The sequence below is a fragment of the Bacillus sp. NP157 genome, from assembly GCA_018889975.1.
Lineage (GTDB): Bacteria > Pseudomonadota > Gammaproteobacteria > Xanthomonadales > Rhodanobacteraceae > Luteibacter.
The window spans coordinates 831,148-847,685 of record CP076546.1 but is presented as its reverse complement, the minus strand read 5'-3'; the positions used below and the strand labels follow the sequence as shown (position 1 = coordinate 847,685).

Sequence of the window (16,538 nt, the reverse complement as noted above, 5' to 3'; positions counted from 1 at the left end):
CCGTTGGGTTTTAGTTTCTCGCGGCGCGCGCGGCGGCGATGTCCGCTGCGTGCTCGACCAGGTCGCGGCGTTCGAGGGCGAAGATGCCCATCTGGCCGACCTTGAATTCCAGCCACACGAACGGCAGGCGCGGCAGCAGGTTGACCAGGGCATGTTCGCTGTCGCCCACCTCGACGATCAGCAAGCCATCTTCGCTGAGGTGGTCGGCGGCTTCGTCCAGGATGCGCAGCGTGATGTCCAGTCCATCATCGCCGGATGTCAGGCCGAGGACCGGTTCATGGCTATATTCGGCCGGCATCGCGGCGTATTCGTCGTTGGTGACGTACGGCGGGTTGGACACGATGAGGTCGTAGACCTCGCCCTTGACGCCGGAGAACAGGTCGGACTTGACGGCGCGGACGCGCTCTTCGACGTGCTGGTAGGCGATGTTTTCGTTGGCGAGGGCCAGGGCGTCGTCGCTGATGTCGACGATGTCGACCTGCCAGTGCGGGTTGTACTCGGCCATGGCGATGCCGATGCAGCCGGAGCCGGTGCACAGGTCGAGGGCGCGTTCGACGTGGCGGTCGTCGAGCCAGGGGTTGAAGCCGCTTTCGATCAGTTCGGCGATGGGCGAGCGCGGCACGAGGGCGCGGCGGTCGCTCTTGAACTTGAGTCCGGCGAACCAGGTTTCGCCGACGAGGTAGGCGACCGGGACGCGTTCGACGATGCGTTTTTCGATGAGCGCGAGGACTTTTTCGCGTTCTTCGGCGACCAGTTTGCCGGCGCCGTAGGCGGGCGGCAGGTCGGGCGGGAGGTGTAGTACGGCCAGGACCAGGTGGGTGGCCTCGTCGATCGGATTGTCGTGGCTGTGCCCGAAGGTGAGCCCGGCGGCCGAGAAGCGGCTGGCGCCGTATCGGATGAAATCGATGATGGAGGTGAGTTCGCTGGTCACGGCGCGGTGCTTTTCTAGGACTGACCGTGGAGTATAGCCTCGCTTACCCGTTACCGCCTGCGATCTGCTGGGGCTTCGGGGGACGACCTCTGCGCGGCGCGCGGGCGTGGTCGCAGGATCAGGCCTCGGCGGCCACCCTCGCTGCTCAGACAGGTCCTCCGCGCTCGATAAGGGTGGCCGCAGCCGCGGCCCATGTACTTATTGCCCTACGGGCGCTCGCTTGTGCGGAACTCGCCTCGAGGGTGGCCCCCGAGGCCTGCTCTCGCACCCCGCCCAGCCCATGTAGGAGCGCGCCTGCGCGCGAACGGGCGACACCGGAACGCAGCCGCCCGCCGAACCGCGTCCAAGCCACGCGACCCATCCAATTCCATCCCATCGAACTTCATCCCGCACCCATAGCCATAAGACAAATACCCACCCCCTCCACCCCGGCGTAAGGTTCTACGGCCCGCAAGCCTGCCCACCTGAAGGATCCAGACATGCCCTATCGCCTTCGCCCCCTGTTGCTCGCTGCCTGTCTCGTGGGTGCTGCCAATTCGTGTCCTGCGCGGGGGATGGACATGGATATGCATGACCATGGGGTGCCGGAGAAGCTGGGGAAGGTGTCGTTTCCGATTTCGTGTGCGGCGGGCTCGCAGGCGTCGTTTGATCGGGCGGTGGCGTTGTTGCATTCGTTTGCCTATGGGCCGGCGACGCAGGCGTTCAGGGAGGTGGCGGCGAAGGATCCGTCCTGTGCGATGGCGCATTGGGGGGTCGCGATGACGTATTTCCATCCGGTGTGGCAGCCGGCGTTGCCGCCGGAGACGTTTGCGGAGGGGCAGAAGGAGATGCAGGAGGCCCTGCGGCTTGCAGGGGGCGATGCACGGGAGCGGGGTTATATCCAGGCGTTGTCGCAATTGTTCAAGGTGGATCCGGCGTTGAAGCCGGGGCAGCGGACGCTGGCTTACGAGCAGGCGATGGCGCAGGTGGCGAAGGCTTATCCGCAGGATGTCGAGGCGCAGGTGTTTTACACGGTGGCGTTGTTGGCGGATGCGCCGATGTCGGATAAGACCCATGCGCGGCAGAAGCAGGCGGTGGCGATCCTGGAGCCGCTGTTCGCGCGCTGGCCCGATCATCCGGGTATCGCCCATTACCTGATCCACGCGTGCGACAGCGCGGAGCTGGCCCAGCGGGGACTGCCCGCGGCGCGGAAGTACGCGAGCATCGCGCCGTCGGCGCCGCATGCGCTGCACATGCCTTCGCATATCTTCACGCGGCTGGGGCTGTGGGATGACTCGATCCGCTCGAACCTCGCGTCGGAGAAGGCGGCGCAGACGCACGGCGACGCGATGGGCGAGCTGCATGCTATGGACTACCTCGTCTATGCCTACCTGCAGACGGGCCATGTCGCCGAGGCGCGTGGTGTCGTCACGGCGGCTAAAGCGCTGCCCAACCTGGATATGGACAACTTCGCCATCGCGTACGCGGCGATGGCCATGCCGATCCGGGTCGCGGTCGAGCAGCAGGACTGGTCGGCGGCAGCGTCCATCGAGCCGCTCGCGGGCGCGCCTTCCTCGGTGGTCGCGATTGCCGTGTGGTCGAAAGGCCTGGGCCTGGCACGGGGCGGCCACGCGGACGACGCGCGTGCTCAGGCCGCGAAGCTCGACGCGATCGCGGCTCAACTCACGGCCGCCGGGGATGACTACTGGGCGACCCAGACACGGGTTCTGGGCATGGAAGTTACCGCCTGGACTGACCAGGCCGCGGGGAACGCTTCGGCGGCGAAGGCGATGTTGACGCGCGCCGCGGATGCCGAAGATGCCGTGGAAAAGCGTCCGGTCACGCCGGGGCCGATCGTGCCGGCACGCGAGCAGCTGGGCGAGCTCTTGCTGGAACAGAAGCAGCCCGCGCTTGCGTTGGTGGCGTTCCGTGCATCGCTGGAACAGGCGCCGGGGCGCGCAGGGGCGCTACGGGGTGTTTCGGCGGCGGAGGCGCAGGTGGCGCATCGTTGAAATTAGCACTGCCGGGATCTCTAATACCGGCACTTGCTTCAGTGACTGCCGTTGACCCGGTCGGTGAAAGCTGAATTGCTGGGGCATCAAGCCCATTCAGGAGCTGGAAATGATGGATCGCTTTTCCTCGATGCCCCGAATCCTTCGACTGCTGACCCTTGGCGGCCTGGCAGGTTGCCTGATCCCCTTGAGCCAGATGTTGTCGGGCGGCGTAGACGTTTTTGGCCAGACGATTCGTCCAGGCATCCTCTGGCAGAGTGGTCTCGCCGCAATCCTTATCCCGAGCGCCATCGCCCTTGGCGTGTCTTCCGTCCAGTTCTTGCTGCGATCCCGCAACGGGCGCTCCGTCCATGTCGCGGGATGGGTGCTCATGGCTACCGCCGTTTACGTAGGGCCCCGACTGCTACACATCGACGTGCCGCTGTCCGTACCCACATCTCTATTCGTAGCCTTGTTGACTGCGGCTATTGCTGGCTACCTGTATCTCAGCAAGGATGTGGTCAGCTATTTCTCGGCATCGGTCGAACCTGAGCGCGCCAGCCCGTGAATACCATGTGAGTGTCGGCCCGGCTGTAGACTGGAATGCCGGGACACGAATCGCAAACCGCTTTCACCCCGGATCGCTCATCGAAGGCCGGCCATCCTCATGGTGCCCGGCAAAGCGACGCAGATAGCGCGGTGCTTCCGGCGTAGTGACCGTGATGTCGTACCAACCCGCTGCCTGGGTAAGGTCGAACGTGACCTTCGCCGTGCTGCCGGGGTCGACGTTGACGTGTTGCGGTTCGGCGTTGGGTTCGGCGCTGGGCTCGGCATAGGCCTGCGCCACGCGACATGCGGTGCGGACGGCCGCCGTGCTGGTGATAGCGACTTCGACCCGTCGCTCGCCGGGCACGCCGCGGACCACGACTTCCAGGGTGTCGTCGGCGAATCCTCGCAGCGCGGCGAAGTAGCCATTCGGCCCGTGGATACGCCGGCTATAGCCGTCGCCCTTCTCCCGCACCTTCCACGCATCCTCCAGCCGATCGCCGGCCGCTACGGCATAGCGGCGTGGCGGTGCGTCGCGGTCGAGGCCGTCGTAGACCATGAAGGCGGTGCCGAGCGTGCCGGTGTTGGCGAAGGCCAGGTGGCTTGCGCCGCCTTCCAGTCGATGCTCGACGCTGAAGCCGTAGCCGAGCGCACGCGCGGGACGCTGGCCGGGTTCCTGCGTCGGCATCGCCTGCGCGGCGGGCACCGCGATCGGCGCCTTGCCGTCCGAGCCGCGTGGTACGGCGATGGTGGGCACGTGGTCGTCGTGGCGACCGGCGAAGTCGAAGCAGCTGGTGAGGTCGCCACAGATGGCGCGGCGCCAGTCGCTGATGTTCGGCTCATGCACGCCGAAGCGGGTTTCGAGAAAGCGCAGCACCGAAGTGTGGTCGAAGGTTTCCGAGCAGAGCCAGCCGCCGCGGGTCCACGGCGAGACCACGATCATCGGTACCCGGTTGCCGAGGCCGACCGGCTGCAGCCCCTTCGGATCGCTGCCGGGCACCAGCGGGCTGGAGATGCGCGGATGTGCGTCCAGGTCCATCACTTCGTCGCGCAGGCTCGCCACGAGTGCGTCGGAGACTTTTCCGCCCTCCCCGTTCGCCAGTGGCGGCGCGGGTGGCACGACGTGGTCGAAGAAACCGTCGTTCTCGTCGTAATTGAGGAACAGCACGGTGCGGCTCCAGACCTTGCTGTTCGCCGTGAGTGCATCGAGCACGGCACGGATATAGAAGGCGCCATCGGCAGGCGACGAGGTCGGATGTTCGCTGTATTTGTACGGCGCGACGATCCAGCTGACCTGCGGCAGGCGGTCGTGCACGACGTCGTCGTGCAGGTCGCGCAGCGTGTGCGTGGATACGCCGTTGCGCACCAGCGCGCTTGCCGGGTCGGCGCCTTCCTTCACCTGGTAGGCGGCGAAGAATTCCAGCGAATTGTCGGTGTAGTTGTCGGTCGGCGAGCCAGGCTCGCCGGTGCCACCCTGGTACACACGCCAGCTGACGCCGGCCTGTTCCAGCCGCTCCGGGTACGTCGTCCACGTATAGCCATTGGTATTCGCACGCTCCTCGCTACCCGGGCCGTTCGGCTTCGTGCCGAGGCGGCCGGACGGATCGGACGTGCCGCTCCACAGATAGATGCGGTTGATCGCGGTATCGGCGAGGGCGGAGGCGTGGTACGCGTCGCACACGGTGAACGCATCGGCCAGCGCGTAGTGGAACGCCGCGTCGTCGCGACGCAGGTAGGCCATGGTGAGCACGTCCTGCTTCTGCTCGATCCAGCGATCGTTGCGGCCGAGGTTCCATGCGCCGTGGCCGGTGCTCCAGCCGTGGTCGGTGCCTTCGTGGTGGTCGCCGCTCGTCCGCGTATCCAGGTGGAACGGGTAGACCCACGCCGTGTCGGCGCCGGTGCCACGCGGCTTCCAGAATTTGGTATGCGCCGCGGTCGTTGGCTGCTTCCACACCGGGTCGCCGTTGCCGAGTTCCAGCACGCGCGGATCGTTGAACCCACGCACGCCGCGCAGGCTGCCGAAATAGTGGTCGAACGAACGGTTTTCCTGCATGAGGATCACCACGTGGCCGACGTCGGCGATGCTGCCCGTGCGCCGGTCCGGCGCCGTGGCCAGGGCCCGCGCGATCGACGCCGGGAAGCCCTGCGCGATCAGCGAAGCGGCGACGGTGCCGCCGGCACCTTGCAGGAAGCGACGGCGATCGCGGGAAAACATGGCGTTCAGTCCTTCAGCGAAGCAATCAGTTCGGCATGCAGGGCGGGCGTGGCCGCGGCGACGACCCGGCCACCGCTGTCCAGGCCAAGCGCGCGGCCTTCCCAGTCGGTCATCACGCCACCGGCGGCCTCCACCACGGGTGCGATGGCGAGGTAATCGTAGGGCATGAGGTTGGACTCGATCACCGCATCGATGTGACCGGACGCCAGCATGCCGTAACCGTAGCAGTCCCCGCCGAAGCGGCGCGCGTGCGCGGCACGGCTGGTGCGGTCGAAACGGGTCCACTCGTCGGGCGTGAACATGTCCGGCGTGGTCGTGTAGAGGGTCGCCTCGGCCAGGCGGGTGCAACCGCTGGTGCTGCACGGGATGCCGTTCATGCGGGTTTCCACGCCGGCATGGGCGATCCAGCGCTCATCCAGCACCGGCATGTCGAGCACGCCCAGCACCGGGCGACCGTTGCGCAGCAGCGCGATCAGCGTGCCCCACAGGGGCCAGCCGGAAATGAAGCTGCGGGTGCCGTCGATCGGGTCGATCGACCAGACGAACTCCGCATCCACGTCGGTGGCGCCGTATTCCTCGCCGAGCAGCCCGTGGCCGGGCCAGGCCAGGCCGATCCGCTCGCGCAGCATCGACTCCACCCCGCGGTCGACCGCGGTCACCGGGCTCATGTCGCCCTTGAGCAGCACGTCCACCGGCCGACGGAAACGTGGCAGTGACAAAGCGCGGGCATTGTTGGCGATGCCGACGGCAAACGCTTCGAATTCGATCCGCTCGGCGGCGGACAACGTGGCACTGAGGGTCACTGGGAACTCCGGCGGAAACGCGCGCTGACTAGCGTTCGCACGTTTCGGATTAATGACAAAAACGCAAATATTCCTGTGGACGAAGACGCCACACGTTTGCAAATATACCCAAATCGCCACACGAATGGGTGTACTGTCCCCTCGTGTTCCGCACCGTGATAACCCAGGGCAGCCCGTGCGTCCAGAACGACACATCGCCAGCGTCATCGCGTTGCTCGCCGTGTGCACCAGTGCACAGGCCGGCACGCTCACGGTGTATTCGGCGCTGGAAAGCGACGAGATCGCGACGTACCTGGAAGGCGCGCGCCAGGCCTTGCCGGGGGTCGACATCCATGTGCTGCGGCTGTCCAGCGGCGACCTCGCCGCGCGCCTGATCGCCGAATCGGCCGAGCCGCGCAACGACGTGGTCTGGGGCATGGCCGCCACCGACCTGCTCGACGCTCGGATCGCCGCCCTGCTCCAGCCCGTGCACAGCCCGGCCATCGATGCCCTGCCCGCGCGCTTCCGTGGCCGCGACGGCCGCTGGTTCGCGCCGACCGGCTACCTCGCCGCGCTGTGCGTGAACCGCGAAGCTCTCGCCGAACGGGGGCTCCCGATGCCGCGGACGTGGCGCGACCTGGCCTCGCCGAAGTATCGCGGCCAGCTGGCGATGCCCGACCCGGCCTCGTCCGGCACCGGCTACATGGTGCTGTCCTCGCTCAGCGACGCCGGGCGCAGCGCGCAAGGCATGCAGCTGGTCGCCGCGATCGCCGCCAACGTCGGCCAGGAAACCCTGTCGGGTTCGGCGCCGTGCAAGCTGGCCCGGATCGGCGAATTCCCGATCGGCGTGTCGTTCGCCTTCTCGGCGATGCAATCGATCCGCCAGGGCTACCCGGTGACGATGGTCCTGCCCAGCGACGGCACCGGCTACGAACTGGAAGGCTCGGCACTGATGAAGGGCGCGACCAACAGCGCCGACGCGAAGCGTTTCCTCGACTGGACGGCCTCGCCGGCCGCCGCCGCGCTGTATCGCGGCTACAAGGAAATCGTCGCCGCGCCCGGCAGCGTGCCGACCGACGAACAACGACGCGCTGGCTTGCCAGCCAACGTGGTCGCAGGCCTTCCCGCCCGCGACTTCGACGCGGCGGCGCGCGAACGCGCCGCGCTCATCGCACGATTCAAGCGAATGACGCGCTGACGCGCGCGTCGTTGGGGAGTAACGGGGTACATGCATCTTCGCATCGAAGAGATCAGCAAGGCCTGGAACGGGCATACGGTGCTTGACCGTGTGTCGTTCCATGCCGGCGCCAGCGACTTCGTCTGCCTGCTCGGCCCCAGCGGCTGCGGCAAGACCACGCTGTTGCGCACGGTGGCCGGCCTGACCACGCCCGACGCCGGACGCATCGTGCTGGACGGCCGCGACATCACCCGCCTGCCCGCGCGCGAACGCGGCATGGGCATCGTGTTCCAGTCGTACTCGCTGTTCCCCGACCTCACCGCCGCGGCAAACATCGGTTACCCCATGCGCCTGCGCGGCGTGCCCTCGGCCACGATGGCCGCGCGCAGCACCGAGTTGCTGGCCCGGGTCGGCCTGGGTTCGCTCGGCGCACGCTTTCCCGACGAGCTGTCCGGTGGCCAGCAGCAGCGTGTCGCGCTGGCCCGCGCCCTCGCCGCCGAACCCGCCTTGTTGTTGCTGGACGAACCGCTGTCGGCGCTGGACCCGGCCATCCGCGCGCAACTGCGCGGCGAGATCCGCTCGCTGCAGCGTTCGCTGGCGATCCCCACCATCATGGTCACCCACGACCAGGACGAAGCGCTCGCGCTGGCCGACACCATCGTCTGCATGCGCGCGGGCCGGATCGAACAGATCGGCTCCCCGCGTGACCTCTACGAACGGCCCGCGTCGCGCTTCGTCGCCGAATTCATCGGCCGCGCCAACCTGTTGCCGACCGCCTTCGTGCGCGACGCGATGCCCGGCTTCCTCGAACGCCGCCCACCCGGTGCCGACGCGACGTGGGACCTGTGCCTGCGCCCGGAAGACCTGGTGGTGCAGCCGGATCCGCGCGGCCACGGCGTGGTCACCGACACCACCTTCCTCGGCAACCTGACCCGCGCGGCGATCGACTGGCGTGGCCAGCGGGTCGTCGCCGAGCTGCACGGGCGCAGCACGCTGCTGCCGGGCGAGACAGTCGCGATCGACGCCACGCACGGCGCCTGGGTGAGCGCGTGAACAGCATCGCCATCCCACGCGCACGGCCACGGACGCGCTACGCCGCGTGGCTGCTGGCGGCGGTGCCCTGCGTGGGTCTGGCGGTGTTCTTCCTGTTCCCGCTGCTCACCGTGGCATGGCGCAGCCTGAGCGACGCCTCGGGCGTGCCCACGCTCGGCAACTACGCGCGGCTGCTGGACGATCCCGGCCTGCCGCGCGCCGCGTGGCACAGCATCGTGACCGGCATCGCCACCACGCTGGCGACGGTCTCGCTCGGCCTGTGCATCGCGATGGCATTGCACCGCTCACGCCTGCCGGGCAAGGCACTGATCCGCGCCACGCTGTTGCTGCCGATGCTGGCACCGTCGCTGGTGCTCGGCCTTGGCCTGGTCCTGCTGCTCGGCCGCAACGGCCTGGTCCATCGCCTGACCGGCCTGCCCACCGATATCTACGGGTTCCCCGGGCTGGTGATCGCCAACACGCTCTACGGCCTGCCGCAGGTGGTGCTGATCGTGTCGGCCGCGCTGGCCCGCACGCCGGCCCGCCATTACGACGCCGCCGCATCGATGGGCGCGACCTCGTGGCGGCAGTTCGTCGACGTCACCCTGCCCCGGCTGCGCTTCGCCTTGCTGGCCGCGGCCTTCCTGGTCTTCACCGAAACGCTCACCGACTTCGGCAGCGCGGTGATCGTCGGCGGCAACTACCGCGTGCTAGCGATGGAGATCTACAGCGAAGTGGTCGGCCAGCTCGACTTCGCCATGGGCGCGACGCTCGGCATGGTGTTGCTGCTGCCCGCCATCCTCTCGGTCTGGGTCGCGCGGATGGCACGCCGTCGCCAGGACAGCGGCGACGCCAGCCCCGGCCGTGGACTGGTCGCCACGCCGAACGCCGTGCGCGACGCCTGCCTCGGCATCGTCACATGGCTCGCGCTGTTGCCGATGCTCGCCGTGGTCGGCACCGTCGCCTACGTCTCACTGGTGAAGCTGTGGCCGTACCAGACCGCGCTGACCCTCGATAACTACACTGGCATGACCGAAGGCTTCCGCCCGGTGCTGGCCTCGCTCGGCATGTCGTTGATGGCCGCCGTGGCCGGCACCGTACTGGTGTTCGCGCTGGCCGCGGCGCTGCGCAAGGCCCCGCCCCTGCTGGCCAGGCCGCTGCAATTCATCGCCACGCTGCCGGCCGCCGTGCCCGGCATGGTCATTGGCCTGGGCTATGTGCTGGCCTTCAACCATGGCCCGTGGTCGGGCTGGTTGCACGGCAGCCTGTGGGTGATCGCCGCGTGCAGCCTCTACCACTACCACGCACAGGCCTTCCTCACGATGCAGACCGGCATGCGTGACGTGCCCGATGCGCTGGACGACGCGGTCGCCGCCTTCGGTGGCAGCACGCGCCACGTGCTCCGCGACGCGGTGCTGCCGTTCGTGGCACCCGCCGCCATCGCCACCTTCTTCTACCTGTTCATGCGCTCGATGGTGACGCTGTCCGGCGTGATCTTCCTGGTCACCGCCGACACGGGCCTGGCCTCGGTCACCGTGATGCGCCTGGACGAAAACGGATTCCTGGCCCAGGCCGCCGCATACGCCATGTGCGTCGTGGTCGCTGGTGCCCTCGCCCTGGGCGCGATGCGCCTGCTCCTGCACATCATCAAGGAACGACGCCATGTGGCATGAAGAACGACACACCCGCATCCGCGACCTGCTGCGCACCAGCGGCCAGGTGTCCGTGGAACGGATCGTCACCGAACTGGGTGTATCGCGCGAGACCATCCGCCGCGACCTGGTCGAACTGGCCGAGCGCGGCGAGATCCGCCGCGTGCACGGCGGCGCCGTGCTGACCTCGGACGAACCGCCGATCGACGTGCGCCACGCCACCCGCGTCCGCGAAAAGCGGGCGATCGCCAAGGTCGTCGCCAGCCTGGTCGAAAGCGGCCAGACCATCTTCATGGACGCCGGCAGCACGATGAACCTCGTGGCCGAAGCGCTGGCCACGCGCAGCGGGCTCACCATCGTCACCAACGCCGTTGACGTCGCCGCGCGTTTTGCCGCGCGCCCGGACAACGAGGTCCACCTGCTCGGCGGACGCTTCAACGCGCAGATCGGCTGCACCAACGGCGCGGGCACGATCGCCGAGATCCATCGCTACCAGGCCCACGTCGCCATCCTCTCGCCAGTCGGCGTGGACGCGAAGGCCGGCGCGAGCAGCTTTGAACTCGACGAAGTGGAGGTGGCACGCGCGATGTGTGCGAACGCCCGTCGCATCGTCATCGCCGCCGACCACTCGAAGATCGGCGTACGCAGCCGCGTGAACTGGTGCGACCCCGATCGCATCGACGTGCTCGTCACCGATCGCAAATCTGAAAAATCACGCGCGTTCGCCGCGGTCCGCAAGGCCGTCGGCGAGGTCGCGCTGGCCTGATCCACACACAAGAACGCGCCAGGAAGGCCGCTTTTCGCCTGTTGCTTAAATCGATCAAAACCTCCCAAACACAGACAGAGCCTTTCCGGAGCATCACCATGAGTTCGCTTCCCATCCTCCGCCGTACCCTGCTGTGCGCCGCCGTCGCGGCGACCTTCAGTGGGGTGGCCTTTGGCCAGGCCACCACCGGCCGCATCGCCGGTAGCGCCCCCGCCACGGCCGGCGAAACAGTCCTGATCGAAGGCAGCAACGGCCTGACCCGCGAAGTCGCCGTCGATTCGCGTGGCCGCTACAGCGCCGAGTCGCTGCCGCTCGCCACCTACAAGGTCACGCTGAAGGCCAACGGCGCCGCCGTCGAGTCGCGCGACAACATCACCCTGCGCGTGGGTGCCGCCACCGACGTATCGTTCGCCGGCAGTGCCGCCGCCTCCAGCGCGGATGCGCAGGACCTCGGCCAGGTCACCGTATCGGCCAACCAGCTGCCGAAGATCGACGTGGCCACGGTCGCCTCCAGCACCGTGATCACCTCGGCCGACCTCGCCCGCCTGCCGCTGCAGCGCTCCGCCGAAGCGGTCGCGCTGCTCGCCCCGGGCGCGTCGCCGGGCTACACCGGTTTCAAGAACGCCTTCGGCGGCAGCACGGTCAGCTTCGCCGGCTCCGCGGTCACCGAGAACGCGTACTACATCAACGGCATGAACACGACCGACCCGCTCAGCGGCTTCGGCGGCGTGACCCTGCCCTACGGCGCGATCGACCAGCAGGAAATCCTGAGCGGCGGTTACTCCGCGATGTACGGCCGTTCCGATGGCGGTGTGATCAGCCAGGTCGGCAAGCGCGGCACCAATGAATGGCACTTCGGTGCGCAGGTGCTGTGGGAGCCGGACTTCGCCCGCGCCAGCGCGCGCAACATCACCTACGGCCACGACAACCCGGCGCCCCCGGGCTCGATCAACCAGCGCAACGACGAGAACCACGAGTGGACCTCGACGATCAGCGCCTACGCCGGCGGCCCGCTGATCAAGGACAAGCTCTATGCCTTCGCCGCGGTGGAGATGGAACGCAGCCAGGGCAACAGCATCGGCGACGTGAACCACGCCTACGACACCAAGTACACGTACAAGGATCCGAAGTGGTACGGCAAGCTCGACTGGAACATCAATGACAGCAACATCCTCGAGCTGACCGGGGTCAACCAGACCCACCGTTCCAACGGCAACAAGTACGCCTACGATTACGACACCGACAGCGTCGGCGATTACACCAGCCAGGACACCACGTACAAGACCAAGGCGATGGTCTACGTGGCCAAGTACACCAGCTACATCACCGACGACCTCACCCTCACGGCGCTGTACGGCAAGTCCAAGCTCACCTATTACAACGAAGCCCCGGACACCGGCATCGTCGGCCCGTTCATCGGCAACCTGAGCGGGCAGAACCCGGCGCTCAACGGCGGCACGCCGATCAGCAACGGCCAGACGCTGGACACCGTGGACAACCCGGACCACGAGTCGACCAACCGCAACCTGCGCGTCGACCTGAACTACAAGATCGGCAACCACTCGATCACCGCCGGTATCGATAACCAGGATTCGCATGACATCCAGGACGGCACCACCATCGGCGGCGTCGGTTACGAGCTTTGGTACGGCAAGCAGGATCCGAACCTCAACATCAGCGACAGCCCGTTCGTCGACAAGCCGGCGAACTACCCGGGCGGCCAGACCGGCTATTACGGCTACTACCGCCACTACAACACGCTGGCCTCGGTGCGCGTGAAGCAGCGCGCCCAGTACGTGATGGACGACTGGCAGGTCTCCGACCGCCTGTTGCTGTCGCTGGGCATCCGCAACGACCAGTTCACCAACTACAACCCCTCGGGCCAGCCGTACCTGCGGCTCACCACCCCGCAGTGGGCACCGCGCCTGGCCTTCAGCTGGGACGTCGCAGGCGACTCGTCGCTGAAGATCTACGGCAACGCCGGCCGCTACTTCCTCGCCATGCCGGCCTCCGTGGCATTGCGTACCTCGGCCGGCTCGCTCGCCACCAACCAGTACTTCACCTACACCGGCATCGACGGTAGCGGCATGCCGACCGGCGTGACCTTCGTCAACTCCGCCACCGGTGGCGCCGTATCACCCAACGGTGAATACGGCCAGCCGCCCGATCCGAAGACCGTCAGCGCGAAAAACATCAAGTCGGAGTACCAGGACGAGTACATCCTGGGCGCGGACAAGCAGATCAACGCCGACTGGGTGGCCGGTGCGAAGGCCACGGTCCGCCACCTGCGCAACGCGCTGGACGACGTCTGCGACAACGGTGCGATCACCCGCGCCGCGATCGCCCAGGGCGCCGACATCGACGCGGTGACGGTGGGCAGCTGCTACCTGTCCAACCCGGGCCGCGCCAACGTCTACCAGCTGGCCAACGCGAACGGTGGCTACACCAACGTGACCGTGACCAACGCCGACTTCGGCTTCCCGCACCTCAAGCGCAACTACTACGGCCTCGACATGTACCTGTCGCATCCGTTCGACGGCAAGTGGTCGGGCAAGGTGGATTACCTCTACTCGCGTAGCTACGGCAACACCGAAGGCCAGGTCCGTTCGGACGTGGGCCAGGGCTCGGTCGCGGCATCGCGTGACTGGGATTACGCCACGCTGATGAACTACGCCAACGGCGACCTCGGCAACGACCGCAAGCACCAGCTGAAGATCTACGGCTCCTACCAGGTCGCCCCGGAATGGCTGGTCTCGGCCAACATCCTGATCCAGTCGGGCCTGCCGAAGTCGTGCCTGGGCCGTTACGGCGCCGACGAGGGCGATCCGTCCGGTTACGGCAGCTACTACCACTTCTGCTTCGGCGTCCCGTCGGCGTATGGCGCCAAGGGCCGCGAACCGTGGGAAGAGCTGGTCGACGTGAGCACGGAGTACCGTCCGCTCTGGGCCGACAAGAAGCTGGCCTTCAGCGTGTCGGTGTTCAACATCCTCAACCAGCAGCGTTCGCAGCGGACCAACCCGGTCTCGGGTAGCACCAACTCGGTGAACGATGGCTACCAGCAGGTGATCAGCTACACCCAGCCGCGCTACGCCCGCTTCGGCATCACCTACGACTTCTGATCGGAGCGTCCATGCATCCACTCCTGCGACTGGGTATCGTCGCGCTCGCCGCCGGGGTCCTCGCGACCCCGGCGGTCGGCGGCGAGAAGACCTACAAAGACCTGCCCACGGAAATCCCGGCGAAGTTCACGCCGGCCAACCAGGGCTTCGATTACGAGCGCCGCACCGTCGACATCCCGATGCGTGACGGCGTGAAGCTGCACACCGTGATCCTGGTGCCCAGGGGCGCCACGCACGCCGGCATCCTGCTCACCCGCACGCCCTACGGCGCCGACGGGATGGGCCACCGCGCCGACAGCCCGCACCTCGGGCCCACCCTGCGCGGCTACGACAACCCCGCCGACATCGTCGTCCAGGACGGCTATATCCGGGTCATCCAGGACATCCGCGGCAAGAACGGCTCCGAAGGCGACTTCGTGATGAACCGCCCACCGATCGGCCACGGCAATCCCACGAAGATCGACGAATCCAGCGATATCTACGACAGCATCGACTGGCTGGTGAAGCACGTCCCCGAATCCAACGGCAAGGTCGGCATCATCGGCATCTCGTACGACGGCTTCGAAGCGATGATCGCCACGATCCATCCGCATCCTGCGCTCAAGGTCGCCGTGCCGATCAACCCGATGATCGACGGCTGGATGGGCGACGACTGGTTCCACCGCGGCGCCTTCCGCCAGCAGATGATCCCCTACATCTACGGCATGGTGAACTCGCGCCAGAGCAACATCGGCTGGACCTCCGGCTACCGCGACGACTACGACCTTTACCTGCACGGCGGCTCGGCCGGCGACATCGGCCGTGCCTACGGCATGGAAGCACTCGGTTTCTGGCAGAAGCTGCTCGCCCACCCCGCCTACGACAGCTTCTGGTCCGACCAGGCGCTGGACCGGATCGCGGCGAAGGAACCGATGACCGTGCCGACCATGCTCGTGCACAGCCTGTGGGACCAGGAAGACAACTACGGCGACATGGCCGTGTACCGCGCCCTCGCCCCACGCGACCCATCCCACGAAAAGCTGTGGCTCGTGCTCGGCCCGTGGCGCCACGCGAAGACCTGGGAAGCCGGCAACACCATCGGCGCGATCGACCTGGGCAGCAACACCGGCACCACCTTCCGCCAGACCATGCTGCGCCCGTTCCTCGCCCAGTACCTGAAGGACGACGCACCGAAGGCGAACATCGCCCCGGTCAACGCCTTCGTCACCGGCGAGAACACCTGGCGCAAGCTCGATACCTGGCCGTCGTCGTGCACGAACGGCTGCACGCCGACCACGCAGCGCTGGTACGCCGAAGCCGACGGCCGCTTCGGCACGACCGTGCCGACGCAGGGCGCGGATGACTACGTGTCCGACCCCGCCAAGCCGGTGCCGTACCGCGTGCGCCCGATCCAGTCGTGGTCGCACGGCGTCGCCGATCGCGAGGATTCGTGGCCGGAATGGCTGGTCGACGACCAGCGCCAGTTCGCGACCCGCACCGACGTGCTGACCTATGTGTCGCCGGTGCTGGACAAGCCGATGGGCGTGGCCGGCGAGCCGCTGGCGCACTTGCTGGCGTCGACCACGGGTACGGATAGCGATTGGGTGGTGAAGCTGATCGACGTGTATCCGGACGAGGTGGAGGAGAAGCCGTCGATGGGCGGTTACCAGTTGCCGGTGGCGATGGAGATTTTCCGCGGCCGCTATCGCGAGGGCTACGACAAGCCGAAGGCGATCGAGGCGGGCAAGGCGTTGGCGTACAGCTTTCCGTTGCCGACGGTGAACCATGTGTTCCAGCCGGGCCACCGGGTGATGGTGCAGATCCAGTCGAGCTGGTTCCCGCTCTACGACCGTAATCCGCAGACGTTCGTACCGAACATCTTCAACGCCAAGCCCGCCGATTACGTGAAGGCAACCCAGTCCATCCTCCGTGACGGCACCAACGGCACGTACCTGGAGTTGCCGGTCACTTCTGCACCCTGAACCTCTGCGCGGCGCTCGGGCGTGGTCGCGGACACGCTCGGCGCTCGCGCGTGGTCGCAGGACCAGCCCTGGGCGCCCACCCTCGCTGCTCTGCGCGGCGCTCGGGCGTGGTCGCAGGACCAGCCCTGGGCGCCCACCCTCGCTGCTCAGACAGGTCCTCCGCGCTCGATAAGGTTGGCCGCAGCCGCGGCCCGTGTACCTAATCGGCCTTCGGCCGCTCGCTTGTGCGGAACTCGCCTCGAGGGTGGGCGCCCAGGGCTGTTCTTGCACGCCGCACAGCTCCTGTAGGAGCGCGCCTGCGCGCGACCGGAAACCACGGCAACGCAACCACAACCGCGGCATTCCAGAAAAATCAGACCGCACCGCCGAACCCGACTGCGTTCAACG

The 16,538-nt window shown here is 67.3% G+C and carries 11 protein-coding genes; 8 read left to right on the top strand and 3 right to left on the bottom strand.

Annotated features, from left to right (window positions below):
• Nucleotides 1-10 precede the first annotated feature (10 nt).
• On the bottom strand, nt 11-931 hold the full coding sequence (gene prmB / locus KPL74_03825; GenBank protein ID QWT21147.1) for a 50S ribosomal protein L3 N(5)-glutamine methyltransferase: 921 nt from the start codon (nt 929-931) through the stop codon (nt 11-13).
• A 581-nt stretch (nt 932-1,512) separates the two neighbouring features.
• On the opposite strand from prmB, the gene KPL74_03820 reads away from it, so the two are divergent.
• Both KPL74_03820 and KPL74_03815 read left to right on the top strand, forming a co-directional pair.
• A complete protein-coding gene (locus tag KPL74_03820) occupies nt 1,513-2,922 on the top strand; it encodes a hypothetical protein (protein QWT21146.1) in 1,410 nt (469 codons plus the stop codon).
• A gap of 109 nt (nt 2,923-3,031) precedes the next feature.
• Nucleotides 3,032-3,469 (top strand): hypothetical protein, encoded by a 438-nt coding sequence (locus KPL74_03815; GenBank protein QWT21145.1) that lies wholly within the window; start codon nt 3,032-3,034, stop codon nt 3,467-3,469.
• A gap of 63 nt (nt 3,470-3,532) precedes the next feature.
• Here KPL74_03815 and KPL74_03810 read toward each other — a convergent pair whose 3' ends face one another.
• Nucleotides 3,533-5,662, bottom strand: a complete 2,130-nt coding sequence (locus tag KPL74_03810) for a phospholipase C, phosphocholine-specific (GenBank protein QWT21144.1) — start codon at nt 5,660-5,662, stop codon at nt 3,533-3,535.
• Nucleotides 5,663-5,667: 5 nt separating this feature from the next.
• The gene (locus KPL74_03805; GenBank protein ID QWT21143.1) at nt 5,668-6,465 is read right to left on the bottom strand and encodes an inositol monophosphatase family protein; all 798 of its coding nucleotides are present in this window, start codon (nt 6,463-6,465) and stop codon (nt 5,668-5,670) included.
• A 175-nt stretch (nt 6,466-6,640) separates the two neighbouring features.
• Here KPL74_03805 and KPL74_03800 point away from each other — a divergent pair, with 175 nt between their 5' ends.
• From KPL74_03800 to KPL74_03775, 6 genes are all read left to right on the top strand, one after another.
• A complete protein-coding gene (locus tag KPL74_03800) occupies nt 6,641-7,642 on the top strand; it encodes an ABC transporter substrate-binding protein (protein ID QWT21142.1) in 1,002 nt (333 codons plus the stop codon).
• A 30-nt stretch (nt 7,643-7,672) separates the two neighbouring features.
• A complete protein-coding gene (locus KPL74_03795) occupies nt 7,673-8,674 on the top strand; it encodes an ATP-binding cassette domain-containing protein (protein QWT21141.1) in 1,002 nt (333 codons plus the stop codon).
• Nucleotides 8,671-10,326: an ABC transporter permease subunit gene (locus KPL74_03790; GenBank protein QWT21140.1), complete on the top strand. Its 1,656-nt coding sequence runs from the start codon at nt 8,671-8,673 to the stop codon at nt 10,324-10,326. The genes KPL74_03795 and KPL74_03790 overlap by 4 nt, the downstream gene beginning before the upstream one ends.
• Nucleotides 10,316-11,071 carry a DeoR/GlpR family DNA-binding transcription regulator gene (locus KPL74_03785; GenBank protein ID QWT21139.1) on the top strand — a complete coding sequence of 252 codons (756 nt, stop codon included), beginning with the start codon at nt 10,316-10,318 and terminating at the stop codon, nt 11,069-11,071. Before KPL74_03790 ends, KPL74_03785 begins: the two co-directional genes overlap by 11 nt.
• A gap of 98 nt (nt 11,072-11,169) precedes the next feature.
• Nucleotides 11,170-14,190, top strand: coding sequence for a TonB-dependent receptor (locus KPL74_03780; protein QWT21138.1), 3,021 nt, complete (start codon nt 11,170-11,172; stop codon nt 14,188-14,190).
• Between the two features lie 11 nt (nt 14,191-14,201).
• Nucleotides 14,202-16,151, top strand: coding sequence for a CocE/NonD family hydrolase (locus tag KPL74_03775; GenBank protein QWT21137.1), 1,950 nt, complete (start codon nt 14,202-14,204; stop codon nt 16,149-16,151).
• Nucleotides 16,152-16,538 lie beyond the last annotated feature (387 nt).

Bases quoted from the DNA above. Each gene is read 5' to 3' on its own strand.
- KPL74_03815 (QWT21145.1), top strand. From the start codon at position 3,032: ATGATGGATCGCTTTTCCTCGATGCCCCGAATCCTTCGACTGCTGACC.
- KPL74_03810 (QWT21144.1), bottom strand. From the start codon at position 5,662: ATGTTTTCCCGCGATCGCCGTCGCTTCCTGCAAGGTGCCGGCGGCACC.
- KPL74_03795 (QWT21141.1), top strand. From the start codon at position 7,673: ATGCATCTTCGCATCGAAGAGATCAGCAAGGCCTGGAACGGGCATACG.
- KPL74_03785 (QWT21139.1), top strand. From the start codon at position 10,316: ATGTGGCATGAAGAACGACACACCCGCATCCGCGACCTGCTGCGCACC.
- KPL74_03780 (QWT21138.1), top strand. From the start codon at position 11,170: ATGAGTTCGCTTCCCATCCTCCGCCGTACCCTGCTGTGCGCCGCCGTC.
- KPL74_03775 (QWT21137.1), top strand. From the start codon at position 14,202: ATGCATCCACTCCTGCGACTGGGTATCGTCGCGCTCGCCGCCGGGGTC.